Below are 25,785 nucleotides of genomic sequence, written 5' to 3' on the forward strand. Positions count from 1 at the left end.
AATATCTAAATAAATTACCTCCGTAACGGAGGCAGATCAGGATCGTCCCTTACGCGTCATCGCTGAACCGGTAGGCCGGAAGCGAGTGGAAAGCGGATCGCAAGGCATTGCCCCAGCCTCTTGAAATCGCTTCGAAATAGGCGTCCCCCGCGCTGACACGGTGGGCGTGTGTGGGGGCAAAGGCATCCTTGGCGATCACCAGCAGATCGAGCGGCAGCCCGACTGACAGGTTAGCTTTCAGCGTCGAGTCGAAACTGACCATCGTCAGTTTGACCGCGTCCTCGAAACTCATGTCGCGGTCATATCCGCGCAGCAGGATCGGGCGGCCATACTTGGTTTCGCCAATCTGAAAGAAGGGGGTGTCGTGGCTCGCTTCGATGAAATTGCCTTCGGGATAGATCATGAACAGACGCGGCTGCATCCCCCTGATCTGGCCGGCGACGATCATCGTCGCGGTAAAACGCCCCTTGCCGCCTTCGCCGTTGGCGCGCTGCACGTTTTCGATCGTGGCGCGCAGCAGCCGGCCGATTTCGGTCGCGACCTGAAACATCGTCGCCCCCTTGAGCAACGTGTTGTCACGCTCTCCCGGGGCCTTGGTGCGTTCTTCCAGTTGGCTGATCACCGCCTGCGTGGTCGCGAGGTTGCCCGCCGTCATCACCGCGATGATGCGTTCGCCCGGCACGCTCCAGTGCGACAGCTTGCGAAAGGTGGAAATATTGTCGACGCCCGAATTGGTGCGGGTGTCGCTCATCAGGACGAGGCCCTTGTCGAGCACCATGCCAACGCAATAGGTCATGCCGTAATTCCCCTGTCGCCCCGCGCGCCTTTTCGCGTTGGCCCTAGCGCGTTGTGCGGCGCAGCGCAAAGCCCGCCCACATCCCGCGCGCGGGTTACTGGCTGGTCTGGCCCGGCCCCTGTCTCTGGCCCTGACCTTGCCCCTGCGTCTGCGATTGGCTTTGCCCCGTCAGCGGTTGGCTTTCGACCGCGACCCCCACGCTCAGCACCTGATCGGTGGCCCCGATGCTGATCCCCGTCACCGGGGCTGCATCGCGGTAATCGCTTCCCGTCGCGACGCGGACATAGCGCGGATCGGGCGAGATGCCGTTCGACACATCGAACCCGACCCAGCCCAGCCCGTCGACATGGGCTTCGGCCCAGGCATGAGTGGCCTCCTGCTCGATCCGGTCGTTCATCATCAGATAGCCCGAGACATAGCGCGCCGGAATCCCGCTCGCCCGCGCCGCGCCGATGAAGACATGGGCATGGTCCTGACACACGCCGAAGCCGTGCAGCGCAGCTTCCTCGGCGGTGGTGGAGGCGTTGGTGCGTCCCGTCTGGTAGGCGATCCTGCCCCGCACGGTTGCCGACAGCGCGTGGAGAAAGGCCAGCGGTTCGGCCGCCGCGCTGCCGGGCACTTCGCGCAGCAAACCGCGCAGGCGCGGCCCCGGGCGGGTCAGCGGCGTCTGGCGCAGAAAGCTCCACAAGGGCAGATGGCCCGAATGGCGGCCGATCACCCCGGCATTGTCCTCTGTCTCGACCACGCCTTCGCAGGTCACCGTCACTTCGCGCGCGCCCGGGGTCAGCGCGACCAGCGTGACATGGTTAAAATGCTGATCGTCATATTCGAGCTGCGCCTCGGCATTGGATAGGTGCATCCGCCATTCGACGATCCGTTGCCCTTGCGTTTCCTTGGGCGTCAGGCGCAGCCGCTGCAATGCGTGCACCACCGGGGTCGCAAAGGCATAATGCGTGGTGTGGCGGATCGAGAGTTGCAGCTTGCTCATGCGTGGAACCGGTAATCCTCGGCAATCGCGCGCGCGATGGCGTTGTTGCGGTCGAGGAAATCGACCAGGAATTCATGCAGGCCATGCTCGAAGATCTGATCGACGGTCAGGCCCGCCATCTGCGCATCGGCATCGCGCATCAATGCCATCGCCTGCCCTTCGCACCCGTGCGTGCGGGCGAGCGCGCTGAGGCAACCGCGCAGCGCATTGCGGCAAAAGGCCAGGCTGCGCGGGAAGCGGTCGTCGAGCACCACGAACTCGACGATCCCGCGCGCCTCGATCTGCCCGGCGTTGAGCCAGCTATAGACCCGCGCGCCCGCCACCGATCGCAGCACCTGCTCCCATTGCCCGGTGTCGAGGCTCGACCCGACATAGGAGAGCGAGGGCAGCAGGATGAAATATTTCATGTCGACGATGCGCGCGGTGCTGTCCGCCCGCTCGATGAAGGTGCCGACGCGGGCAAAGTGGAAGCCTTCATCGCGCAAAATCGATCCATCGAACGCGCCGTGAACCTGCGTGCCCGCGCGGCGGATCGCGGCGAGCACATCGCCCACCATCACTTGCGTGATCGGCCGCGTCAGCAACCGGTCGAGCTTCATCCAGTTCTCGTTGACCGCTTCCCATACATCCGACGAGATGTTGATCCGCGCCTCGCGCGCATTGCTGCGCACCGCGGCGAACATGTGCCGGACATTGTGCGGATTGGCGGGCCCGCGCAGCACGAAGTTCCAGACCGAGACGCCGTCATACCCGTTGTGCAGCGCCTCGTAGGAGGTCTGCAATCCCAGCGTCGCGATCACCGAACGCCATTCGGCCTCGGCGGTGACGACATCGCGGGTCAACGCCATGCGCAGCGCCGCTTCGAGCAGGCGCGCGGTGTTCTCGGCCCGCTCGAGATAGCGGAACATCCAGAACAACCCGTTGGCGGTGCGGCCTAGCATGACGGCATCAGTCCTTCAGCACCCAGGTATCCTTGGTGCCCCCGCCCTGCGAGGAATTGACCACCAGCGATCCCTGTTTGAGCGCCACCCGCGTCAGCCCGCCCGGCGTGATGTCGATCCCTTCGGGGCTGACCAGCACGAAGGGGCGCAGATCGACATGGCGCGGGGCCAGCCCCTTGGAAGTGTAGATCGGGCAGGTCGACAGCGCGAGCGTGGGCTGCGCGATGTAATTGTCGGGCCGCGCCTTCAGCTTGACGCGGAAATCGGCAATTTCCTTTGCAGACGAGGTGGGCCCGATCAGCATCCCGTATCCGCCCGACCCGTGAACCTCCTTGACCACCAGTTCGGCGAGGTTGTCGAGCACATAGGCAAGGCTGTCCTTGTCGGCGCAGCGCCACGTCTGGACGTTGGGCAGCAGTGCCTTTTCGCCGGTGTAGAATTCGACGATCTCGGGCATGAAGCTGTAGATCGCCTTGTCATCGGCAACGCCGGTGCCCGGCGCATTGGCGATCGTGATCCCACCCGAGCGGTAGACATCCATCAGCCCGGGCACCCCCAGCACCGAAGCCGGATTGAAGCTGAGCGGATCGAGGAAATCGTCATCGACGCGGCGATACAGCACGTCGATCGGCTTGTAGCCGCGCGTCGTGCGCATCTGCACCCGGCCATCGACCACGCGCAGATCGCTGCCTTCGACCAGTTCGGCGCCCATCTGATCGGCAAGGAAGGCATGTTCGAAATAGGCCGAATTGTAGATTCCCGGGGTCAGCACGGCGACCGTGGGCTTGCCGCCCGCATAGGCCGGCGGCACACAGGCCGCGAGGCTGCGCGCGAGGCGTCGCGGGTAGTTGGAAACACTTTCGACCCCGATCCGGCTGAACAATTCGGGGAACATCCCCATCATCGTCTCGCGGTTTTCCAGCATGTAGGACACGCCAGACGGCGTGCGCGCGTTGTCTTCCAAGACGAAGAATTCGTCCGGCCCCGTGCGCACCAGGTCGATGCCGACGATATGGGTGTATATCCCGCCCGGCGGGGTAAAGCCCACCATGTTGTCCAGCCACGCCTCGTTCCCGCGCAGCAACCGTTCGGGCAGCCGTCCTGCGCGCACGATTTCCTGCCGGTGATAGAGGTCGTAGAGGAAGGAATTGAGCGCGCGCACGCGCTGTTCGATCCCCTTCGACAGCTTGCGCCACTCGCCCGCGGTGATGATCCGCGGCACCATGTCGAACGGGATCAAGCGTTCTTCGGCGGCATCCTCGCCATAGACGTTGAAGGTAATCCCGGTGCGGCGGAAGGTATCGTCCGCCTCGCGGTTCTTGCGGCGCAGGAATTCGGGCGGCTGTTCGTCATGCCAACGGCAATATTCGATATAGGCGGGGCGCGTGTTGCCCTCACCATCGAACATCTCGTCAAACTTCCCGCCCTGCGCCTGCATTCGCCCCCGCTTTATGGATCGCCTCCGCCACCTTAGCCGGGGTTTCGCAAAAGGAAAGCGACCCGGCCCGGCGGCGTGATAGAGGACGGGCAATCACCGCGCCGGGGCATTTGTTCCGCGCGGGTGGACGGCGCGGCGAAAAGATCAGCCGCGCGTCGTTTCGAGTTCGGCGAGCAGCGTGGTGACGACCTGCGGATCGTAGGTGAACCCCATGTGCGTGCAGCGCAGCGCCACCGCGCGGTCGCGCTCGCCCGGCCGGCCCGCAGCACAGCGCGGCGCGATCACGCCGTCGTTCGCGCTCCACAGCGCGACTGTCTCGACCGGGGGCTTCACGCGCAGTTCGGCAGCAACCGGGGGCGCATCGACCGAATGGCCGGTGATGAACTGGTAGGCCCGCCACACATTGTTGGCGCGCGGGGAACCGCTGAAGGGCGAACCCATGCTGACGACCTTGGCGACCGCGTGGGGCTGACGCTTGGCGATCTCGCGCGCATACAGCCCGCCGAGGCTCCAGCCGACCAGCACGACCTTGCGCCCGTGGCGCGCGTGCAGTTGCAAGAGCCGTTCCTCGACCGCATCGAAATTCTGCTGCGTCGGCCCCCAGTTGAAGCCAAGACCCCAGCGTTTGGCGGTGTGCCCGGCGGCTTCCATCTGGCGCGCCAGATAGCGCATCCGCATCGGGTGCGCGCCGAAACCGGGCAGCAACATCACGACTTGCGGGTTGGCGGTGGGCGCGATCGCCAGCTTGCGGCGCGGGCGGCGGACGGGTTCGAGCAGCACCTGCGCTTCGCCCAGAAAGCGGATGAAGCGCGGTTTTCCGCTTTCGTATTCCTGCGGGCACGCCTCGCGCGCCAGCGCCACGCGCCGCGCGATCTGGGTCGCGGCATAGGCTTGCTGCGCGCGCTGTCCGGCATTGCTCGCCGCCGCCATCAGCGGCGGGGGCAAGCGGGCAAGACCGGGATTGAGGCGCGGCATAACCATACCCCGCTTCAAGCCACAACCCGCATGAATGTTCCATGAAATGTCACACGCGCAACATTTCTGACGCAAATGCCGCTATGTCACATTGCGGTCATTGCGCGGTCACATCACGCAGGTCATCCCGCCGGGCATTCCCCGATGCGTTCGTGCTTCGCGGTGAAGTTCATCGTCCCCTCGCCCACCCCGTCGAACGCGATCGCGGTGCTCGCCTCGATATCGGCCGTGGTGGAGGTGAGCGCGCCTGTCATCGCCATGCTGGTGGTGCGCCCTTGTGCATCGCACACCAGCACCGCATCGAGATTGCCCCCCGCCAGCGCAAAGCGGTCGAACCGGCATTCGCCGTCCTGTCCGGTCTTGAGCAGATCCTCGAACCCCTTGTCGACTTCGGCCTGGGTCAGACAGCTTTCGACCGTGCGCGCGAGCCCCGCGCCGTGGCCCTTCATTTCGGGCGGAAGGCCCGGAATGTCGAGCCCGGTCATCGTGATGGTGGTCTTGTAAAGCCCCGCCTGCGGCTTCAGCCCGGCGGCGGCAACTTTGTCTGCCGCATCCTTGACCGCGACCGGATCGCCCGCCGCGGCCTCGTCCTTTTCGGCTGAACAGGCGGCAAGCAGCACGGCTGCGGTCAGCGCGGGAATCCAAACGGGTTTCATGGGCGGGTATCTCCTGATGGCGTTTGCCCCATAACGCCCCCCGCGCCGAAACGTGCCTGCCAAATGCGGCCCTTGCGCGCCGCGACACCTTGCACGTTCCGCTTTGTTCCCCATACTTGTTGGCATGGCCGAACTCGTGATCCGCCGCGGACTGGAGGAACCCCAAACGGGCGCCGACTTCGTCCCGCACCGTCCCAACCGCCCCGAAAAGTCGATGGGCGGCATCCCGTTCAAGCTCGTCTCGGACTACGAACCGGCCGGCGATCAGCCGACCGCGATCAGGGAATTGACCGAAAGCGCGCTGGCGGGCGAACAGACGCAGGTGCTGCTCGGCGTCACGGGGTCGGGCAAGACCTTCACCATGGCCAAGGTGATCGAAACCTTGCAGCGCCCGGCGCTGATCCTTGCGCCGAACAAGATCCTTGCAGCCCAGCTTTACGGGGAGTTCAAGAGCTTCTTCCCCGACAACGCGGTCGAATATTTCGTCAGCTATTACGACTACTATCAGCCCGAAGCCTACGTGCCGCGGTCGGACACCTATATCGAGAAGGAAAGCTCCGTAAACGAGGCGATCGACCGGATGCGCCATTCGGCCACCCGCGCGCTTTTGGAGCGGGATGACGTGATTATCGTCGCCTCGGTGTCGTGCCTTTACGGGATCGGCTCGGTCGAAACCTATTCGGCGATGATCTTCGACATCAAGGTGGGCGAAGTCGTCGACCAGCGCGAGCTGATCCGCAAGCTTGTCGCGCTGCAATACAAGCGCAACGATGCCGCCTTCACCCGCGGCTGTTTCCGCGTGCGCGGTGACAGCCTCGAAATCTTCCCCTCGCACTACGAGGACATGGCTTGGCGGATCAGTTTCTTCGGCGACGAGATCGAGGAGATCGCCGAATTCGATCCGCTCACCGGCACCAAGGGCGCAAAGCTCGAGAAGGTGCGCGTCTATGCCAACTCGCACTACGTGACGCCCGGCCCGACGATGAAACAGGCCGCCGCCGCGATCAAGTTCGAGCTGGAGGAACGGCTCAAGGAACTGGAAATCGAAGGCAAGCTCCTCGAACGCCAGCGGCTGGAACAGCGCACCCATTTCGATCTGGAAATGATCGCTGCAACGGGAAGCTGCGCGGGGATCGAGAACTATTCCCGCTTCCTGACCGGCCGCCTGCCCGGTGAGCCGCCGCCGACCCTGTTCGAATACCTGCCCGAAAACGCGCTGCTCTTCGTCGATGAAAGCCACCAGACCGTGCCCCAGATCGGCGCGATGGCGAAGGGCGACCACCGCCGCAAGCTGACGCTCGCCGAATACGGCTTCCGCCTGCCCAGCTGCATCGACAACCGCCCGCTGCGCTTCAACGAATGGGACGCGATGCGGCCGCAGACCTTTGCGGTCTCGGCAACCCCGGGCAGCTGGGAAATGGACCAGGCCGGCGGCGTCTTTGCCGAACAGGTGATCCGCCCCACCGGCCTGATCGATCCCCCGGTCGAAATCCGTCCAGTCGAAGATCAGGTGCAGGACTGCATCGCCGAGTGCAAGGCGACCGCGGCCAAGGGTTACCGCACGCTGGTCACCACGCTTACCAAGCGCATGGCCGAAGACCTCACCGAGTTCATGCACGAGGCAGGCGTGCGCGTGCGCTACATGCACTCCGATGTCGAGACGCTTGAGCGTATCGAGCTGATCCGCGATCTGCGCCTTGGCGTCTATGACGTGCTGGTGGGGATCAACCTGCTGCGCGAAGGGCTCGACATTCCCGAATGCGGGCTGGTGACGATCCTCGACGCGGACAAGGAAGGGTTCCTGCGCTCCGAGACCAGCCTCATCCAGACCATCGGCCGCGCCGCGCGCAATGTCGATGGCCGGGTGATTCTCTATGCCGACCGGATCACCGGCAGCATGGAGCGCGCGCTCGCCGAAACCGACCGCCGGCGGGCCAAGCAGCAGGCCTATAACGAAGAACACGGGATCACCCCGCAGACGATCAAACGCGACATCCACGATATCGTCGCACACACCGCGGCGCAGGACGGCGTCACGGTCGATCTGGGCGATGACACGCGCAACAACCTCGTCGGGCACAATCTGCGCGGCTATATCGAGGACCTCGAAAAGCGGATGCGCAATGCCGCCGCCAATCTCGAATTCGAGGAAGCCGGACGCCTGCGCGACGAGATCCGCCGCTTGGAAGCCGACGAGCTCGGCATCCCGGATGCGGAGAAACGCGCGCCGATCGTCGGCCGCTCGAATGAAGGCAAGCCCGGGACGCGCAAGACCCGCTTCGGCAAGACGCGTTACAAGAAGATGGGTGGGAAGCCGTAAAGCCGCCCCTTGAACGGCTGGCGCAAGCCTGCCACTCCCCCCATCCATGAACGCCCGATTCCTTGGAGCGCTGGCTGCGGCCAGCACCCTCGCCCTTGCCGCCCCCATTGCCGCGCAGGATGCGCAAAAATCGGAGGCCGCTGCCAAGCCCGCGCCCGAACCACAGGTGCGCAGCCGCGATCTGGCGGGCACTTTCGGCGGGCAGCGCGTGGCCTACAAGGCGACCATCGGCGACACGATCCTGTCGGATGATGCGGGCAAGGCCGAAGCGGTGATCGTCACTACCTCTTACGTGAAGAGCCCCGCCGATGCCTCGCGCCCGGTCTTCTTCATCTATAATGGCGGGCCGGGTTCGGGTTCGGTCTGGCTTCAGATGGGGGCTTTCGGGCCGAAGCGCGTGGCGATCCCCGGCGATGCGAAGGATGACGGCGCCCCGCCCTATCCGCTGCTCGACAACCCCGACAGCCTGCTCGATGTCGCCGACCTCGTCTTCATCGACCCGCCGGGCACGGGGTTCAGCCACCTGACCCCCGGCACCGATCCCAAGAAATATTACGGCCTGAGGCAGGATGCGCGCGCGGTCGCGCAGGTGATCCGCCGCTGGATCAACGACAACGGACGCTGGAACAGCCCGAAATTTCTCGGCGGGGAAAGCTACGGCACCACCCGCACCGCGATGGTCGCCGACGAACTCGAAGGCTCGACCTTCAACGACGTGGGGTTGAACGGGTTGATCCTGATTTCGACGATCCTCGATTTCGGGGTCGAGGATACGACGCCGGGCAATGAAATGGCCTATGTCGTCACGCTCCCCAACATGGCGGCGGCGGCGTTCTACCACGGCAAGGTTCAGGGCGCTTCGGTCGAAGCGGTCGCCGAGGAGGCGCGCCGCTTTGCGATCGGGCCGTTTGCGACCGCGCTGCTCAAGGGGCAGGATCTGCCCGCCGACGAGCGCGCCAGCGTGCGGCGCGAACTTGCGCGGCTGACGGGCCTGTCCGAAACCTATCTCGATGCGGCGAACCTGCGTGTCACCGATCAGCGGTTCTACAAGGAACTGCTGCGCGACCGCGGGCAGACGATCGGGCGGCTCGACGCGCGCTACACCGGCACGGATTACGACAATGCCGGGGAAACCCCCGACAACGACCCCAGCTTCTACGGCATCGACGCCGGCTACACCGCGGCGGTCAACAGCTGGTCGCGCGAGACGCTGGGTTACCGCACCGACCGCGAATATCAGGCGATCGGGCGCGAGCCGGGGCGGTATTGGGACTGGAGCCTCCAGCAGCCCGACCGCGCCGCCTATCTCAACGTCGCGCCGCTGATCGGGCAGGCGATGCGCCAGAACAGCGGGCTCCGCCTGTTCAACGCGCAAGGCTATTACGATTTCGCCACGCCCTTCTTCGGCGCGGAATATTCGCTCAAACGCTATGGTATCCCGCAGGACCGGATCACGTGGAAATATTATGGCGCGGGCCACATGATGTATGTGCGCGGCGAAGACCGGGCCAAGCTTTCGGCCGATATCCGCGAATTCATACGGGCGCGATGAAGCGGTTTTTCCCACTCGCTGCGCTGGCCCTCGTCGCCGCGTGCAAGCCGCCGCCCACTGACAGCGCGGTGGCGCGCGTGTCGCTGCTCGCGCCTGCGAGCGGGCCGTCGGTGCCGATCGCCTCGCCCGATGTCACCGGCGCGGCCTGGGCCGGCACCGATACCCCGCTGCGGCTGGTTTACGGCATCCCGGGTCAGCCGGTGCTGCTGGCGCTGCAATGCCTGAAGCCGCAAACGCCCGAAGCGCGGCTGCGGATCACCCGTCATGCGCCTGCCGACGAGGGCGCATCCGCCCTCCTCGCGCTGATCGGCAATGGCTGGATCGGGCGCTGGCCGGTCGATGCGGTCGAGGTTGGCACGCGCCGCGTCTGGCAGGGCGATGTGTCGCCGATGATGCGCGAATGGGGCGCATTGAAGCCCGAGCGCGAGGCGACAGTCACCGTGCCGGGCGCAGGCCTGCTCAAACTCAACCCCAGCCCGCTGCCGATGGCGCTGATCGAGGAATGCCGCAAGCAGCCCGAAACCGCGCTGCTTCCCGAAGGCAGCGATCCGGCCGCTGCGCTACCTTCCGGCTGACGCCTTTTCCGCGAGCAGATCGGGGGTCAAAAACTGCGGCAATTGCTCTGGCGCGGCGGCGCCGGGCGCATACCACAGGTACAGTGGCACGCCCGCTGCGCCCTGCTCGTTCAGGAACTGCGTGATCGCTTCGTCGCGCACCGTCCAGTCGCCCACCAGCGTTACCACGCCCGCCTTGGCGAAGGCGGCACGCGTGCTCTCGCGCTCGATCGCGGCGGCTTCGTTGACCTTGCAGGTGACGCACCAGTCGGCGGTGAAGTAAAGGAAAACGGGCTTTCCGCCCGCGCGCGCTTCGGCGAGTGCCTCGGCGCTGAAGGGCGCGCTTGCCAGCAGACTTTCGCGCTGGCCTGCGCCCTTCGCCTCGTAAAGATTGGGCAGCGCGATCGCGGCAAAGGCGACGAAGGGCGCGGCGACCAGCCCGAACGCGGGCCACGCCATTTTGCCTGCCCGTTGCAACCTGCCGACGATGAACAGCGCGCCCAGCACGCCCGCCACCAGCAGCAGCGCGACCAATCCGAAGGCGCGCCCGCCGAGCTGCACCGTCAGCCACAAAAGCGCGAGCGCGGTGAGCAACATCGGCACCGCCATGATCCGCCGGAACCGCTCCATCCATGCGCCGGGGCGCGGCAGCATCCGCCGCAGCGGCGGAACGAAGCCGAGCGCAAGGAACGGCAGCGCCAGCCCGAGGCCGAGACAGGCAAACAGCAGCAGCGCCTGCCCCACCGGCAGCAGCAGCGCCGCGCCCAAGGCTGCGGCCATGAACGGCCCGGTGCACGGCGTCGCCACGAAAGCTGCCAGCAAGCCGGTGGCAAAGGCGCCCGCTTTCTCGCCGCCCATGTTGACCGAGACGGCGGGCAGTTCGAACAATCCGGCAAAATTGGCCGCGATGGCCGCGGCCAGCACCAGCAGCGCAACGACCACACCGGGCTCCTGCAACTGGAACGCCCAGCCCACCTGCTCGCCGCCCGCCCGCAGAATCAGCAGCAATGCGCCCAGCATCGTGCAGGCCAGCACCACGCCTGCGGTGTAGGCGAGCCCTTCTGCCCGCGCGGCAGCCTCGCTCTCGCCCGCGCGCGCAAGGCTCAATGCCTTCAGGCTGAGGATCGGGAACACGCAAGGCATGATGTTGAGCAGCAATCCCCCCGCCAGCGCGCCGAGGATCAGCGTCCACAGCGGCGGCATGGCGGCAGGCTTCGGCCCGGAAACCAGCGTGCCGCCGGTGGGCACGTCGCCAGGCGCGGCGGTGAACCGCACGCCCGCATCATCGCCGAAGCCGAGAATGCCGGTCAGCGCCTCGGCCTTGCCCACGCCATATTCGTCGAGCGGGATTTCGGCGACCAGCACATCGCCGCTGCGCCGGAAGGTCTGCGGCGCGGCATAGGCGACCAGCCGCGCGTTGCCGACGAACACGTGCGGATCGGACAGCGCCATCGCCGCCGGCAGCGGGATCGCGACCCGCAGCAGCTTTCCCGCAACCGCAAAGCGCGCGCGCGCATCGAGCGGAGGCGCAGCCTCGGCCCGCCAGCGCGCAAAATCGCCCCCGCCGGGCCGTGCCTCAAGCACCGCATCCTGCGGCACGCAGATCTTGTCGGTGCAGGCGAGGTATTCGACATGGCCGCGCAGCCGTTGAAGCGCGCCCTGCTCCGCACCCGCCGGCACGCGCACCGGAACCAGCACGGTATATGCGCCTTCATAGATGTGGTTCATCAGCCCGCTGATCACCAGCCGCTGCGGCACGGGATAAAGGGGCTCGCCCATCCGCCAGCCGGGCGGCAGGTCGAGCGCCAGCTTCATCCCCTGCCCCGCATCCCCCGGGTTCGACCAGTAACCGTGCCATTCGGGCGCGCTGGGGGTGAACCGCAGCGCAAGCATCCATTCCCCGCCCGCCTGCGGCGCGCCATCGGCATAAAGTACGGCGGCGATCTTGGCATCGCCATAGCGCGCCTGCTCCGGAATTGCGGCAGGCGCCTGCGCAAACGCCGCCCCCGACAGCGCCATGCTTGCGATCAGCGCAAGCCAGCATGCAAGCAATTGACGGATCGGGGCGGTGAAGGTTCTTGCGCAGGCCACGGCAAGGCATCTAGGCTCGCCGCTGCAACTTCGCAATCGGAGCCGATACGGTGACACAGAGTGCAAACGAACCCCGCGATCTTGTAATCCTCGGCGGGGGACTGGTGGGCATGGCGCTCGCGCTCGCCGCGGCGAAAAAGGGCCTGTCGAGCCACGTGATCGACCGCGCAGACCCGGCCGAACTCACCGCCGAAGGCTTCGATGACCGCGCCACCGCGATCTCGACCGCAAGCTGGCACCTGTTCGAGAATATCGGCATCGCCGAGGGGCTTGAACAATTCGCCTGCGATATCGCGGCGATTGCGGTGACCGACCAGCAGAAGCCCGGACGGCTCGATTTCGATCCCGGTGACGAGGGCGGCACGCTCGGGCGGATGTTCCCCAACCGCCGCCTGCGGCTGGCATTGTTCGAGGCGGCGGCCAAGGAGCCACTTATCAACTGGGTCGCCAAGGCCTGCGTGACCGAGCGCCAGCGCAGCGAATACGGCGTCGCCGCAGTGCTGGCAGACGGGCAGAAGCTCAAGGGCAGCCTGATGATCGCCGCCGAGGGGCGCCAGTCGCCCACCCGCGATCAGGCCGGGATTGCGATTGCCAAGTGGGATTACAAGCACCGCGCGATCATCTGCGGCCTCACCCATGAAAAGCCCCACGGCAATGTCGCATGGGAAATCTTCTATCCGGCAGGGCCTTTCGCGCTGCTCCCCCTCAACGACGATGCCGATGGCACGCACCGCTGCTCGCTGGTGTGGACGGTATCGGAAAGCGATGCGGCCGGCGTCACCAAACTGGGCGACCGCGCTTTCCTTGCCGAGGTCGAAAAGCGCATGGGCGGCGTCCTAGGCAAGGTGCTGACGGTGGGCCAGCGGTCGAGCTATCCGTTGGGTTTCCACCACACCGCCAAGATCACGGGCGAGCGCCTCGCGCTGATCGGTGACAGCGCGCACGGCATTCACCCGATCGCGGGACAGGGCCTGAATCTGGGCCTGCGCGATGTCGGCGCGCTGGTCGAAGTGCTGGCGGACGGCGCGCGGCTGGGCCTCGATCCGGGCGATCCCGAATTGCTCAAGCGCTATGAGAACTGGCGCGGGCTCGACAGCTTCATGGTGGCGCTCGCCACCGATGGCCTCACCCGCCTGTTCGGCGTGCCGGGTAAGACCGCAAGCGCGGTGCGCCGCATCGGCATGGCCGCGGTGCAGCGCACGCCGATGCTCAAAAGCTTCTTCATGGACGAGGCGCGCGGCGTGTCGGGCGATCTGCCGGAACTGCTGCGGGGGTAGAGGCGCAGGCGCGGCAGGGCGCGCTTTCCTACTCGCCCCTGCGCTGACAGGATCGCGGCGCATGACCCGCCGCGACCGCCATTCAGCATTCCTGCCCGAACGCCGCGCTCAGGATCAGGTTATTTGCCTTCTGGACACTGTCTCATGTGTCTCCAACACGGGGCGGAATACGAGACTTGCGCTGCCGATGGCGGCGGATGGGTTTACGGCCGCACAAGCGGGCTCGATTGCTGCACCGGGTTGCCCGCCCCGTCGCGCAGGCCGCGCTGGTCGAGCACTGCGGCGGTTTCGATCACTTCCAAAGCCTCCATCGCCTTGCGATAGCGTTCGGCATCCGCGATCCAGCTTTGCGCCTTGGCCGCCCCCGGCATCCCGCGCACTTCCTCGATTGCGGCCGACAGGCGCCCCTGTTCGAGCGCCCAGCGCGCGCGCTCCATCCGCTTTTGCGGCTGCGGCGAGGGCGTGGTCTGGCGGCGGAAGACGAACAATTGCTTGAATTCGCGCTTGAACGCGCCCCACGATGGCCCCTCGGCGCTTTCGTTCAGTTGCGGGCTCAACCCCTCAAGCCGCGCGGTCAGGCTGTCGAGCCGGACGGGATTGCGCGAAAAATCGATAATCGTACGCACAGCATTGGGCCACTGGTCGCCGAAGCGCAGCCGCAGCTGGTCGGCGAGATAGCCAAGCTCGGCCCCGCGTTCGAGCGACCGGCGCGTGGCGAACGCGATCAGCAGGCTTTCGGCGCGCGCGGCATTGCCCGCGGCGGCCTGCGCCTGAAGATCGAGCCGGGTGAGGCGCTGTTCGGCCGCCGCCAGCCGCTGGTCGATCCCGCCCTGCTGTTCGGCCACGCGTTCGGCGGCCTGTTCGGCCTTCATCGCGGCGGCGACGATCGGCGTCGCGCTGGCGGTGAGCGCGGGCCCGCTGCCGGACTGCACCCCCGCCGTGCGCGCAGGCGCGGCGCTCTGAGGCCCCAGATTGTGCCACATCACCCAGCCCACCAGCCCGCCGCCAGCCGCAAAGGCAAGCAATGCAGCGAAAATCAGCGGACGGGCCGAACGCGGCTTTGCGGGAATATCATAGGAAGATGGTTCGGGCTGCGATGCCATTGCGATCCGTTCTTGCGACCCATTCGAGTTCTGGTTTTGCCTGCCTTGCACGCCTGTCGGTCAGGCGGCCCCGGGCGGCTTGGCGGGAATGGAGCGCGGCTTGCCGCACAAGTCAAACACCAATTGCATGAGACTGGCTTCGTCGGGCTGCGCGGCGGTGTGGACCGCGGCCCACCCCGCCCCTGCCGCCGCCGCAATCCGCGGGCCGAGCGCGGCGAGCGCTATCGCCCCGCGCGGCAGGCCAAGCCGCTCGCATTCCTCGGCAAAATGCGCCGCGGTCGCCGCCGAATGGAGCAGCACCAGCGCATCGCCCCCCGCCAGCAGCGCGGCTGCCGGGTCGAGCGGGCGCGCGATACTGCGATAGGCGACGACTTCGGCAAATGTCACGCCGCCCGGCGGATAAAGCACGATCCGCTCCTCGCCCGCGATGCGCAAAAGGTGTCGCGGTCCGGTAATCGCGTCGAGCACGCCTTGCAGGCCGCCGCTCCCCGTCATCGCGATCTTAAACCCAGCCGCGCGCGCGGCGGCCGCGGTCGCTTCGCCCACGGCAAAGACAGGCTTGTCCATAAGCCGCGCAAGGTTTGGCCCGCCGTGCAGGATCGCGTTCGCGCTGCCGATCAGCAGCCCGTCGAACCCTGCCGGATCGGGGCAGTCCCACGTGACGCTTTCGATGGCCGACAGCGCGCAGCCGGCGATTTCCAGCCCGCCCGCGCGCGCTCTGGCGATTGTTGCCGCAAGTCCCGGTTCGGGCCGCAGCGCAAGCACCTGCATGGTCAATCGCCTGCGCGGAAATGGTCCGCAATCGCGGCGGGCGCGCGCGCCAGCAGATCCGCGGCAAGTCCGCGCACCGCATCAAGTTCGCCGATCGTGAAATGCACCGTGCCTTCGATCCGCTCGGCCCCGCAAGGGCTGAACAGTGCCGCGCGCATCGTCAGCGTGTCGCCCGCCAGCACGCAGATCACCGCGACCGGCGAATGGCAGGTGCCCCCCAATGCGGCCAGCAGCGCGCGTTCGGCTTCAAGCTCGGCGCGGGTCGGCGCGTGGTCGATCGCGGCGAGCCATTCGGTGGTGCGCGCATCATCGGCGCGGCATTCGATCGCGATCACGCCTTGGGCTGCGGCAGGGATCCACTCCTCCGCCCCCAGCGCGGTGCCGGCCTCGGTCTGGTCGAGCCGTTCGAGACCGGCGGCGGCAAGGAAGGTGACATCCGCCTCCCCCTCGGCCAGCTTCTTCAGCCGGGTCGCCACATTGCCGCGGAAGGTCACGACCTTGCAATCGGGCCTGAGGTTCAGCAATTGCGCCGCGCGGCGCGGCGCGCTGGTGCCGACGACCGCGCCGTGGGGAATATCGGCAAGGCTGGCGGCCCCGACCAGACAATCGCGCCGGTCGGCGCGCGGCAGGAAGGCGGGGAAATGGAAAACATCGGGCCGGATCGTCTCGACATCCTTGGCCGAATGCACCGACAGGTCGATCCGCCCCTCGCCCAGCCATTGGTCGAGTTCCTTGGTCCACAGCGCCTTGCCGCCGATTTCCGACAGCGGCCGGTCGAGCACCTTGTCGCCGCTGGCAAGCACCGGGACAAGCTCGACCGCATCCTCGTCCCAGCCGTGCGCCGCGCACAGCCGCGCGCGGGTTTCACGGGCCTGCGCCATCGCCAGCGGCGAATTGCGGGTGCCAAGGCGCAACAGCGGCGCCGGTGCTGGGATGCTTGTCGTCATGCGCGCTTGCTCTAGCCTTCACACGCATTAGATGGAAGGCCGATGGGATCGGTCACACACACCTTGCACGAACCTGCGATCGGACCGCTGGTTCTGGGAATTGAATCAAGCTGCGATGAAACCGCGGTCGCGCTGGTTCGCGGCGACGGGACGATCGTGGCGCAGGCGATCGCCAGCCAGGAAGCCGAACACGCGCCCTATGGTGGGGTCGTTCCCGAAATCGCCGCGCGCGCGCATGCGGAACGCTTGGCGCCGATGATCGCCAAGGTCATGGGCGAAGCGGACGTGAGCCTCGACGATGTCGACGCGATTGCCGCAACCGCGGGCCCCGGGCTGATCGGCGGGGTGATGGTCGGGCTGGTCAGCGCCAAGGCATTGGCGATGGCTTCGGACAAGCCGCTGCTCGCGGTCAACCACCTTGAAGGCCACGCGCTTTCCCCCCGGCTGGCCGATCGCGATCTCGCCTTTCCCTATCTCCTGTTGCTGGTATCGGGCGGGCATTGCCAGATCCTCGCCGTCGAAGGCGTCGGGCAATACCGCCGCCTTGCCACCACGATCGACGATGCGCTGGGCGAAGCCTTCGACAAGACCGCCAAGATCCTGGGCCTCGGCTATCCCGGCGGCCCTGCGGTCGAGCGGCTGGCGCTCGAAGGCGACCCGCGCGCCGTTCCGCTGCCCCGCCCCTTGAAGGGTTCGGCCGAGCCGCATTTCAGCTTTGCCGGTCTCAAAAGCGCAGTGCTGCGCGCGGTGCAAAGCGGCGCGTACAGCCCTGCCGATATCGCCGCCAGTTTCCAGCAGGCCGCGGTCGACTGCCTGATCGACCGGCTGACGCGCGCACTGCGCGAAACCGGCCCCATGCCGGCATTGGTGGTCGCCGGCGGGGTCGCCGCGAACAAGACCGTGCGCGCCGCGCTCGAAACGCTCGCAGGCGAGCACGCAATGCGCTTTTCCGCGCCGCCGCTGGCGCTGTGCACCGATAATGCCGCGATGATCGCCTGGGCGGGGCTTGAACGGATCGCGCGCGATGGCGATGATTTTGCGGGCGACCCGCTCGATTTCGTCGCGCGCCCGCGCTGGCCGCTCGACCCTGCGGCAGAGGCCGTGCGCGGTGCAGGAGCCAAGGCATGAGCGCGGCTCCCGCCATCGGCGTGATCGGCGCGGGCTCATGGGGCACCGCGCTTGCCCAAATGTTGAGCAGCGACGGGCGCGATGTGCTGCTGTGGGCGTATGAGCCCGAAGTGGTCGCCGCGATCAATGCCGAACACCGCAATCCGCTGTATCTTCCATCGGCCTCGCTGTCGCCCACCATCCGTGCAACCTGCGACCTGCCCGATTTTGCGGCACTCGATACCGTGCTCGTCGTTACGCCTGCCCAGGTTTTGGGCAAAGTGCTCGCGGGCCTTGCGCGCAGCCCGCGCGATCTGGTGCTATGTTCCAAGGGGATCGAGGCGGGCAGCGGGCGGTTGATGAACGATGCCGCGCGCGAAGCTGCACCGGGCAGCACCATCGCGGTGCTTTCGGGCCCGACCTTCGCGCATGAAGTCGCCGCCGGCCTGCCGACCGCGGTCACGCTCGCCTGCGAGGGCGGACGGGCGCAGTGGGAACGCTTGGCCCCGGCGATCGCGCGGCCTGCCTTCCGCCCCTATTATTCGGACGATGTGACCGGCGCGGAGATCGGCGGCGCGGTCAAGAACGTGCTGGCGATTGCGTGCGGCGTGGTCGACGGGCTCAACCTCGGGCAGAACGCGCGCGCCGCGTTGATCGCGCGCGGCTTTTCCGAAATGCTGCGCTTCGGCGAGGCGCTGGGCGCCGAGACCGAGACATTGTCGGGCCTGTGCGGCCTCGGTGATCTGGTGCTGACCTGTTCGAGCACGTCGAGCCGCAATTTCAGCCTTGGCAAGGCGTTGGGCGAAGGCGCCCTCGCCGCCGATCTGATGGCCGACCGCCGCACCGTGGCCGAAGGCGCGCACACTGCGCCCGTGCTCGCCGATCTGGCGCAGCGCCGCGGGGTGGCGATGCCGATCGTCGCGGCGGTCGACGCGATCCTCAGGGGCGCCGATGCGCGCGCCGTGGTCGCCGATCTGCTCGCCCGCCCCTTGCGCGCCGAACTCGAAAGCGATGCCGGGGATCTGACCGCGTGACACCCGCCGGCGCCGCCCCGCCCGCGTCCGCACCGGCTGCGGACGACAGCGGCGATCTGGCCGCGCTGGCCAAGGGCGGGCGCACCAACACGCTGGGCTTCGTCGTCCGGCTGATCGCGCGGATCCCCTTCCTCGTCATCGCGACGCGCCTCTACGGGGCCGAGGCGCTGGGGCGCTTCGCCTCGGCGCTGGTGCTGATCGAGATCGTCGCGCTGATCTGTTCGCTGGGCGAAAAGCGCGGGCTGGCGCAGCGATTGTCGGTCGGCGCGGGCGAGGACCGCGCGCGCGAAACGAACCTCGTCTATGACGGGCTGCTGCTCGCGCTCGGCTATTCCGCGGTCGCCGCCGCGGTGCTGCTCGCTTTCCCCGACCCGATGTTCCCCAACGGGATGAACTCCCCCCTCGACATCTGGCTGGTGGCGACGATCCCGGCCTTTGCCGTCACTGAAATCCTGCTCGCGGCCCAGGCCTACCGCTTCGATATCGCCACCACGGTCCGCGCGCGCGCGGTGGTCGAGCCGTGGACGATCTCGATTGCCGCAGGCGTGTTCTTCTTCATCCCCGCCACCCGCGAGGCGGGTCTGGCACTCGCCTTCATCGCCTCGATCTATGCCGGGCTTCTCACCGCGCTGTGGCCGTTCCTGCGCAGCTATGGCCTGCCCAAGGGCTGGCACCCGCAGGCGCGTGCGCTGGCGAAGATATCCAGCCGCGCCTTCCCGATCATCGGTGCCGACGCGATCGAGCGCGGCACGCGGCTGCTCGACATCTTCATCCTCGGCCTGTTCGCGCCCCCGCAGGCGGTCGGGATCTATTACGCCGCGCAGCAGATCGCCTCGCTCCCGCAGAAGCTCAAAACCAGTTTCGAGCCGATCCTGTCGCCGGTCATCACCAAGAACCTGCGGATCGGCAATATGGGCGCGATCGCGGCGCAGGTGCGACAGGTGGGGTTCTGGATCATCGCGGTCCAGCTTGGCATCGCGCTGGTGCTGGGCGTGCCGGGCGAGGCGGTGATGGGCTTGTGGGGCCCGGATTACGTCGCGGGCACCGCCGCGCTGGCGCTGCTGCTTGCTGCCGAAGTTGCCGCCTCGATGGCGGTCGTGTCCGAAAGCGTGCTGGTCTATATCGCGCGCAAGCGCAATCTGGCGCTGTCGGTCGCGATCATCGCATTGCAGGCGGTGCTGACCATCGCCTTTATCCTGATCGCGCAGCATTACGGGCTTGGCCAGGGGTTCCAGGCCGCCGGCGCGGCGGGCGCGCTGCTGGTCGCGCTCGCGGTGTCGAGCCTCGTCAAATCGCTGCTCCTGTCCCGCCTGCTCGGCGCAAGCATCGGCAACTGGCGCTGGGCGCTGGTGCATGCCGCCGCGCCCGCGGTGGTGGTGGGCTATGCCTTCACCTTCATGCCCGAATGGATCGAGCTGCTGCTCGGCATCCCTGCGGTGCTCGGCGTCTATGCGCTGGTGATCTGGCGACGCGGCTTTTCGGAGGACGACAAGGTGCTGTTCCGCAAACAAGACGCCCCCGCCAGTGAACCCGATCCCGTCTCGACCGTTTAAACCTGCACGATACCCGCAACCCGACCGGAGACCTTCGCCATCATGGCCGACATCACCGCCAATCTCCCGCTGATCCTGATCGCCTGTGCCGCGCTGCTGCTGGTGATCGCGCTGGTGGTGCTCACCCGCCTCAACCGCAAGGCGCGCGTGATCACCGACGAGACCGACACCCCGCTCGCGCGCGACGTGCTGGCCGAAGGCGCTGCGCCTGCGCCGCGCAACCAGGCGCTGATCGATGCGCCGCGCGCGATGGATGTGTCCTTCGGCGAGCTGACCGCCGCCGCCAATGCGCAACCCACCGCCGCCGCCCCGCTGGGCACCGATGCCGAAGCCGGCCCCGAAATCCCACCTGCGCCCGCCCCCGCTGCCGATGCGCCCATCGCGGCCCCCGGCAGCGGCGACGATCTGACCCGGATCAAGGGATTGGGCCCCAAAATCGCGGCGTTGCTCGGCGAATTCGGGATCAGCACCTTCGCCCAGATCGCCGCGCTCACCCCCGAGGAAGTCGAGCGGATCGACGCAAAAATGGGGCGGTTCGCCGGTCGGATCACCCGCGATCAATGGGTCGCGCAAGCCCAGTTGCTCGCTGCGGGCGACGAGCCGGGTTTCGCCAGCCAGTTCGGCAGGAATGGATGAATTTGCACGCAGCTTGACGTCCAAACCGTGATACAACCTGTCGCTTGGGATTCGCAATCGCAGGAGACAGTCGATGCCTTTACGGATCTTGTTGGCCGAAGACGAATTCATCACCGGCTTCGATCTTTGCGATACCTTCGAAGAAGCCGGCTACGAGGTCGAAGGCCCGCATGCCGGGGTGTCTTCGGCAATGCTCGCCTGTCAGAAGGAACGCCCCGATCTGGCGGTACTCGATATCGAACTGGCCGACGGGCTCAGCCTCGAACTGGCGCAGAAACTGATGGACGATGATGTGCCGGTGATCCTGCACTCCGCGCCCGAAGATACCCACGCGCTGTCGGTCCGCTTTCCCCGCGCGACGACGCTGGCCAAACCCTGCCCGCCGGCGATGCTGCTCGACACGGTCAGCGGCGTTCTCACCCGGGTCTGACGTGCATCCTGCGGCGCTGTCTTGCGCCGCACACCCCGCCCTTCAGCGCAAGCGCACCTCTTGTGCGTTGGCTGGCCGCGCATCCCCTTGCCCGCTTGGCCCAACCCTGCGATGGCAGGGGGATGAGCACGATGACACTTTACGGCTACTTCCGCTCCTCGACATCCTACCGCCTGCGCATCGCCCTCAATCTGAAGGGCCTCGCCTATGACAATGTGCCGGTCGACCTGCGCACCGGCGCGAACAAGGACGCCGCCTTCACGCAGCGCAACCCGTTCGGCTCGCTCCCCATGCTCGAAGCCGATGGCCGCGACCGCGCGCAGTCCATGGCGCTGCTTGAATGGCTTGATGAAGCCTACCCCTCGCCCGCCTTCCTGCCCGCCGATATCGAAGCGCGCTACACAGTGCGCGAACTGGCCTATGCCATCGCGACCGAAATTCACGCGGTGAACAATCTGCCGGTGCTCAAATACCTCAAGGATCCGCTCGGCCATTCGCAGGACGAGATCGACACCTGGTATCGCACCTGGCTCAAGCGCACGCTCGACCCCGTCGAGACGCGGCTGGCGCAGCTCAAGACGGGCGATTTCCTCCACGGCGATGCGCCCGGCCTGTTCGAAATCGTCGCGATCCCGCAACTCGCGAACGCGCGGCGGTTCGATTACGATCTGGGCGACAGCCCGCATCTCACCCGCATCGAGGCGGCCTGTCTCGCGCTTCCGGCCTTTGCCGCAGCGCATCCCGACCGCCAGATCGACGCCGCATAAGCACAACCACCGGGAGGAACCATCTATGAAGCTCGCAACCCTCGACAACGGCACCCGCGACGGAATGCTGGTGGTGGTGTCGAAAGACCTGACGCGCTGCTGTGCGGCGGGATACATCGCCCCGACGCTGCAATATGCGCTCGACAACTGGGAGCGCGTTGCGCCCGAACTCGAAGTGCTTGCGCGCGATGTCGAACATGAAACCGTGCCATGCGAACGCTTCCACGAACGCCAGGCGCTCTCGCCCCTGCCGCGCGCCTACCAGTGGGCCGATGGCAGCGCCTATATCAACCATGTCGAACTCGTCCGGCAGGCGCGCGGGGCCAAGGTGCCCGAAAGCTTCTATGCGGACCCGCTGATGTATCAGGGCGGATCGGACACCTTCCTGCGCCCGCGGCAGGACATCCCGCTGGGCGATGTCGCGTGGGGCTGCGACATGGAAGGCGAGATCGCGTGCATAACCGACGATGTGCCGATGGGCTGCTCGGCAGAGGACGCGGCGGGCCACATCAAGCTGCTGATGCTGGTCAACGACGTGTCCTTGCGCGGGCTGATCCCTGCCGAACTGGAAAAGGGTTTCGGCTTCTTCCAGTCGAAGCCTGCCAGCGCGTTCTCGCCCGTTGCAGTCACGCCCGATGAACTGGGCGATGCGTGGCAGGACAGCCTGATCCACCTGCCGCTGATGGTCGATTACAACGGCCAGCCCTTCGGCCGCGCGAATGCCGGGCAGGATGCGACCTTCAATCTCGCTCAACTGGTCGCGCATGCCGCCAGGACGCGCAATCTTGGCGCGGGCACGGTGATCGGCACGGGCACGGTATCGAACAAGGGCGCCGATGGCGGCGCGGGCAAGCCCGTAGCGGCAGGCGGCGCGGGCTATTCGTGCATCGCCGAAATCCGCATGATCGAAACGATCGAAGGCGGCGCTGCGACCACGCCCTTCATGCAGCCGGGCGACACGGTGCGGATCGAGATGCGCGATGCGCACAACCATTCGATGTTCGGCGCGATCGAACAGAAGGTCGTCGCCGTCTGATGCGCATTTTGCGGGGGTTCAGACCCGTTCTGATCCCCGCTTGCCCCCGCTTTGACCCCTTCCAGACCCCGCCCTGATCGTTTTTGACCCCCGCTTTTTGCAACGTTTCACGTGAAACATTGCCCCCTGACTTTTCGAGGATCTTCCGATGACTGCCTACCCAACGCTCAAACTGTTCATCGCCGGCCAGTGGACCGCAACCGGCGAGGCAGGCTCGATGGATGTGATCAATCCGGCCACCGGGGATGTAATCGGGCAGTGCCCCAAGGCGTCGACCGGCCAGCTCGATGCCGCGCTCAAGGCGGCAGGTGATGCCTTCCCCCGCTGGAGCGCGACCCCGGGGGCCGAACGCTACGCGATCCTACGCCGCGCCGCCGATCTGCTGCGCGAACGCGCGCCCGTGATCGCCAAGGTCGTCACCGCCGAAATGGGCAAGCCCCATGCACAGGCGGTGGGCGAGATCGCAGGCTCTGCCGATGTGATTGATTTCCTTGGCGAAGAGGCCAAGCGCCGCGGCGGGCGGATGATCCCGGTCCGCGGGGGGCAGCTGATCGCGCAGATGGTGACGCACGAACCGATCGGCCCGGCTGTCCTGCTCACCCCGTGGAACTTCCCGGTCAACCTGCCCGCCAAGAAGATCGCCGGCGCACTGGCGGCAGGCTGCACCGCGATCTTCAAGCCCGCTGAAAACACGCCGGCTTCCGCGCAATTGCTGGTCGAATGCTTTGTCGATGCCGGGGTGCCCGAAGGCGTGCTCAACCTCGTCCATGGCGATCCCGGCCCGATTGCCGAACACCTCATCGCCTCGCCCGTGACCCGCAAGGTCAGCTTCACCGGATCGACCGCGATCGGCAAGCAGCTGGGCGCATTGGCCGCTACCCACATGAAGCGTTTCGCGCCTGAGCTTGGTGGTCATGCCCCTGTTATCGTGAGCAAAAACGCCGATATCGCGCGCGCTGCCGCGATGTGTGCGGCAACCAAGTTCCGCAACGCAGGGCAGGTCTGCGTCTCGCCCACCCGCTTCCTCGTCGCGCGCGAAGTCTACGATCAGTTCGTCGCCGATTTCGCCGAGCGCGCCAGCCGGATCAAGGTGGGTGACGCCGGCATCGATGACAGCGTCGAGATGGGCCCGCTCGCCCACGCCCGTCGGATTTCCGCGATGGAACAGGTGGTTGCCGACACCGGCGGCAACCGCGGCGAGGTCGTGACCGGCGGCAAGGCAATGGGCGGCAGGGGCTTCTTCTTCCCGCCCACCGTGATCGCCAACCCCGCGCCCGACAGCCGGTTCATGACCGAAGAACCCTTCGGCCCGATCGCCGGGATCGTCCCCTTCGACACGATCGAGAACGCCGTCGGCATCGCCAATGGTCTGCGCTATGGGCTTGCCGCCTATGCCTTTTCGGCCGATCTCGACGAAGCACACTATCTTGGTCGCGCGCTGCGCGCCGGGATGGTGGGGATCAACCAGCTGATCGTGTCCTCGCCCGAAACCCCGTTCGGCGGGGTGGGCGACAGCGGGTTCGGATCGGAAGGCGGCGAGGAAGGCTACCTTGCCTTCACCGACACCAAGCTGGTGATGCTCGCCAAAGCGGGCGGCTGATTATCCCGCTGTGCGCCGCACGCCTGCGGCGCGCACCGCGGCAAGCGTGGGGTAGCCGTTGACCGCCATCAGCAGGTCGGCCTCGGCAAGGATGGCGCGCAGCACGAAAGCTGCGCCCTCCGCCCCGCCGAGCGCGAGGCCATAGGTATAGGGCCGCCCCACGCCCACCGCGCGCGCACCCATCGCCAGCGCCTTGACCGCATCGCTGCCCGAGCGAATGCCGCTGTCGAACAGCACCGGCGTATCGCCCGCGGCCTCGACCACATCGGCAAGGCAATCGATCGCCGCGATCCCGCCATTGGCCTGCCGCCCGCCGTGGTTCGAGCAATAGATCGCATCGGCCCCGTGTTCGACCGCGAGCCGGGCATCGTCGGGGTGGCAGATCCCCTTGAGCACGATCGGCAATTTGGTCACCGACTTGAACCAGGCGATATCGTCCCAAGTCAGCACCTGCCCGAAGGTAGCTGCCCAAGTGAAGATTGCCGCCGCCGGATCCTCCTCTGGCGGCTTTGCCAGCAGCGAGCGGAACACGGGATCGGTGAAGTAGTTCTGCAAGACCTTTCCGCGCAGTTGTGGGAAATTCGACGCGTTGAGGTCGCGTGGGCGCCAGCCTGTCACCCAGGTGTCGAGCGTCACCACCAGCGCCTTGTAACCCGCGTTCTCCGCACGCCGGATCAGGCTGATGGCCAGTTCGCGGTTCTTGGGCGTGTAGAGCTGGAACCATGCAGGGGTCTCCCCGCAGGCGGCCTTCACATCCTCCATCGGATCGTTCGCCAGCGTCGATGCGCAGAACGGCACCCCCGTCAGCGCCGAAGCCCGCGCTGCGGCAATGTCGCCGTGGCGGTCCTGTGTGGCTTCGCCGTTCAATCCGATCGGCGCCATGAACAGCGGGGTGGGATAGCGGTGGCCGAAGAGTTCGATCGACAGGTCGCGCGCCGAGCAGTCGACCATCATCCGCGGCACCATGCCCCAGCGGCGGAAGGCGGCGGCGTTCTGGTCCTGCGTATGCTCGTCCCCGCAACCGCCCGCGACATAATTCGTCAGGCTGGGCCCCAAGGCCTCATGCGCGCGCTTTTCCAGCGTGGCGAAGTCGACCGGATAGGCGGGCAGCACCCCGCGCAGGCCCGCATTGTAAATCTCGTTCTGCATCGCGCCAAAATAGGTCATCGCGCCCGTCTCTCCCGTGTGTTGGGGGCAGATCAGCCGATGCGGC

General features: G+C 66.8%; 23 protein-coding genes. 12 read left to right on the top strand and 11 right to left on the bottom strand.

Annotated features, from left to right (window positions below; genetic code table 11):
- Positions 1-49: 49 nt before the first annotated feature.
- The 6 genes from A9D12_RS00760 to A9D12_RS00785 form a co-directional block, all read right to left on the bottom strand.
- A complete protein-coding gene (locus A9D12_RS00760) occupies positions 50-796 on the bottom strand; it encodes a proteasome-type protease (RefSeq protein ID WP_068348741.1) in 747 nt (248 codons plus the stop codon).
- Between the two features lie 94 nt (positions 797-890).
- Entirely contained in the window at positions 891-1,775 is an 885-nt protein-coding gene (locus tag A9D12_RS00765) for a transglutaminase family protein (protein WP_068353294.1), read from the bottom strand.
- Positions 1,776-1,780: 5 nt separating this feature from the next.
- Positions 1,781-2,725: an alpha-E domain-containing protein gene (locus A9D12_RS00770; RefSeq protein ID WP_068348744.1), complete on the bottom strand. Its 945-nt coding sequence runs from the start codon at positions 2,723-2,725 to the stop codon at positions 1,781-1,783.
- A gap of 7 nt (positions 2,726-2,732) precedes the next feature.
- The gene (locus A9D12_RS00775) at positions 2,733-4,163 is read right to left on the bottom strand and encodes a circularly permuted type 2 ATP-grasp protein (protein ID WP_068348747.1); all 1,431 of its coding nucleotides are present in this window, start codon (positions 4,161-4,163) and stop codon (positions 2,733-2,735) included.
- Positions 4,164-4,307: 144 nt separating this feature from the next.
- Entirely contained in the window at positions 4,308-5,144 is an 837-nt protein-coding gene (locus A9D12_RS00780; protein ID WP_231889660.1) for an esterase/lipase family protein, read from the bottom strand.
- A gap of 116 nt (positions 5,145-5,260) precedes the next feature.
- Positions 5,261-5,794 (bottom strand): DUF3617 domain-containing protein, encoded by a 534-nt coding sequence (locus A9D12_RS00785; protein WP_068348749.1) that lies wholly within the window; start codon positions 5,792-5,794, stop codon positions 5,261-5,263.
- Between the two features lie 124 nt (positions 5,795-5,918).
- Here A9D12_RS00785 and uvrB point away from each other — a divergent pair, with 124 nt between their 5' ends.
- From uvrB to A9D12_RS00800, 3 genes are read left to right on the top strand one after another with little or no spacing between them, the layout of a single operon-like run.
- Positions 5,919-8,114 carry an excinuclease ABC subunit UvrB gene (gene uvrB / locus A9D12_RS00790; RefSeq protein ID WP_068348752.1) on the top strand — a complete coding sequence of 732 codons (2,196 nt, stop codon included), beginning with the start codon at positions 5,919-5,921 and terminating at the stop codon, positions 8,112-8,114.
- A 46-nt stretch (positions 8,115-8,160) separates the two neighbouring features.
- Positions 8,161-9,666, top strand: a complete 1,506-nt coding sequence (locus A9D12_RS00795) for a S10 family peptidase (protein WP_068348757.1) — start codon at positions 8,161-8,163, stop codon at positions 9,664-9,666.
- On the top strand, positions 9,663-10,241 hold the full coding sequence (locus tag A9D12_RS00800) for a hypothetical protein (protein ID WP_068348760.1): 579 nt from the start codon (positions 9,663-9,665) through the stop codon (positions 10,239-10,241). Before A9D12_RS00795 ends, A9D12_RS00800 begins: the two co-directional genes overlap by 4 nt.
- Here the strand turns inward: A9D12_RS00800 and A9D12_RS00805 are convergent.
- Complete coding sequence (locus A9D12_RS00805) at positions 10,227-12,239, bottom strand: protein-disulfide reductase DsbD family protein (RefSeq protein ID WP_082925588.1); 2,013 nt, start codon at positions 12,237-12,239, stop codon at positions 10,227-10,229. The two genes, A9D12_RS00800 and A9D12_RS00805, sit on opposite strands and share 15 nt — an antisense overlap.
- Before the next feature lie 122 nt (positions 12,240-12,361).
- On the opposite strand from A9D12_RS00805, the gene A9D12_RS00810 reads away from it, so the two are divergent.
- On the top strand, positions 12,362-13,588 hold the full coding sequence (locus tag A9D12_RS00810; RefSeq protein WP_082925307.1) for a UbiH/UbiF/VisC/COQ6 family ubiquinone biosynthesis hydroxylase: 1,227 nt from the start codon (positions 12,362-12,364) through the stop codon (positions 13,586-13,588).
- Between the two features lie 203 nt (positions 13,589-13,791).
- On the opposite strand, the gene A9D12_RS00815 is transcribed toward A9D12_RS00810, so the two are convergent.
- The 3 genes from A9D12_RS00815 to hemC are packed head-to-tail and all read right to left on the bottom strand — an operon-like array spanning position 13,792 to position 16,343.
- Positions 13,792-14,691, bottom strand: a complete 900-nt coding sequence (locus A9D12_RS00815) for an MICOS complex subunit MIC60 (protein WP_068348768.1) — start codon at positions 14,689-14,691, stop codon at positions 13,792-13,794.
- Positions 14,692-14,751: 60 nt separating this feature from the next.
- The gene (locus A9D12_RS00820; RefSeq protein WP_068348771.1) at positions 14,752-15,462 is read right to left on the bottom strand and encodes a uroporphyrinogen-III synthase; all 711 of its coding nucleotides are present in this window, start codon (positions 15,460-15,462) and stop codon (positions 14,752-14,754) included.
- A gap of 2 nt (positions 15,463-15,464) precedes the next feature.
- Complete coding sequence (gene hemC / locus A9D12_RS00825; RefSeq protein WP_068353298.1) at positions 15,465-16,343, bottom strand: hydroxymethylbilane synthase; 879 nt, start codon at positions 16,341-16,343, stop codon at positions 15,465-15,467.
- Positions 16,344-16,451: 108 nt separating this feature from the next.
- Here hemC and tsaD point away from each other — a divergent pair, with 108 nt between their 5' ends.
- The 8 genes from tsaD to A9D12_RS00865 all read left to right on the top strand — a co-directional run bounded on the left by tsaD (position 16,452) and on the right by A9D12_RS00865 (position 24,572).
- Entirely contained in the window at positions 16,452-17,537 is a 1,086-nt protein-coding gene (gene tsaD / locus A9D12_RS00830) for a tRNA (adenosine(37)-N6)-threonylcarbamoyltransferase complex transferase subunit TsaD (RefSeq protein ID WP_068348774.1), read from the top strand.
- Positions 17,534-18,550 (top strand): NAD(P)H-dependent glycerol-3-phosphate dehydrogenase, encoded by a 1,017-nt coding sequence (locus tag A9D12_RS00835; RefSeq protein WP_068348778.1) that lies wholly within the window; start codon positions 17,534-17,536, stop codon positions 18,548-18,550. The genes tsaD and A9D12_RS00835 overlap by 4 nt, the downstream gene beginning before the upstream one ends.
- The gene (locus A9D12_RS00840) at positions 18,547-20,103 is read left to right on the top strand and encodes a lipopolysaccharide biosynthesis protein (RefSeq protein ID WP_068348781.1); all 1,557 of its coding nucleotides are present in this window, start codon (positions 18,547-18,549) and stop codon (positions 20,101-20,103) included. The genes A9D12_RS00835 and A9D12_RS00840 overlap by 4 nt, the downstream gene beginning before the upstream one ends.
- A 42-nt stretch (positions 20,104-20,145) precedes the next feature.
- The gene (locus A9D12_RS00845; RefSeq protein ID WP_068348785.1) at positions 20,146-20,739 is read left to right on the top strand and encodes a hypothetical protein; all 594 of its coding nucleotides are present in this window, start codon (positions 20,146-20,148) and stop codon (positions 20,737-20,739) included.
- A 73-nt stretch (positions 20,740-20,812) separates the two neighbouring features.
- Positions 20,813-21,169 (top strand): response regulator, encoded by a 357-nt coding sequence (locus A9D12_RS00850; RefSeq protein ID WP_068348788.1) that lies wholly within the window; start codon positions 20,813-20,815, stop codon positions 21,167-21,169.
- Between the two features lie 131 nt (positions 21,170-21,300).
- The gene (maiA, locus tag A9D12_RS00855; protein ID WP_068353301.1) at positions 21,301-21,936 is read left to right on the top strand and encodes a maleylacetoacetate isomerase; all 636 of its coding nucleotides are present in this window, start codon (positions 21,301-21,303) and stop codon (positions 21,934-21,936) included.
- Positions 21,937-21,961: 25 nt separating this feature from the next.
- Complete coding sequence (locus A9D12_RS00860) at positions 21,962-22,972, top strand: fumarylacetoacetate hydrolase family protein (RefSeq protein ID WP_068348790.1); 1,011 nt, start codon at positions 21,962-21,964, stop codon at positions 22,970-22,972.
- 148 nt (positions 22,973-23,120) lie between these two features.
- The gene (locus A9D12_RS00865) at positions 23,121-24,572 is read left to right on the top strand and encodes an NAD-dependent succinate-semialdehyde dehydrogenase (RefSeq protein WP_068348793.1); all 1,452 of its coding nucleotides are present in this window, start codon (positions 23,121-23,123) and stop codon (positions 24,570-24,572) included.
- Here A9D12_RS00865 and A9D12_RS00870 read toward each other — a convergent pair whose 3' ends face one another.
- Positions 24,573-25,739, bottom strand: coding sequence for an alpha-hydroxy-acid oxidizing protein (locus tag A9D12_RS00870; RefSeq protein WP_068348796.1), 1,167 nt, complete (start codon positions 25,737-25,739; stop codon positions 24,573-24,575).
- Between the last annotated feature and the right edge of the window lie 46 nt (positions 25,740-25,785).

The sequence above is a fragment of the Erythrobacter neustonensis genome (assembly GCF_001663175.1).
Lineage (GTDB): Bacteria > Pseudomonadota > Alphaproteobacteria > Sphingomonadales > Sphingomonadaceae > Erythrobacter > Erythrobacter neustonensis.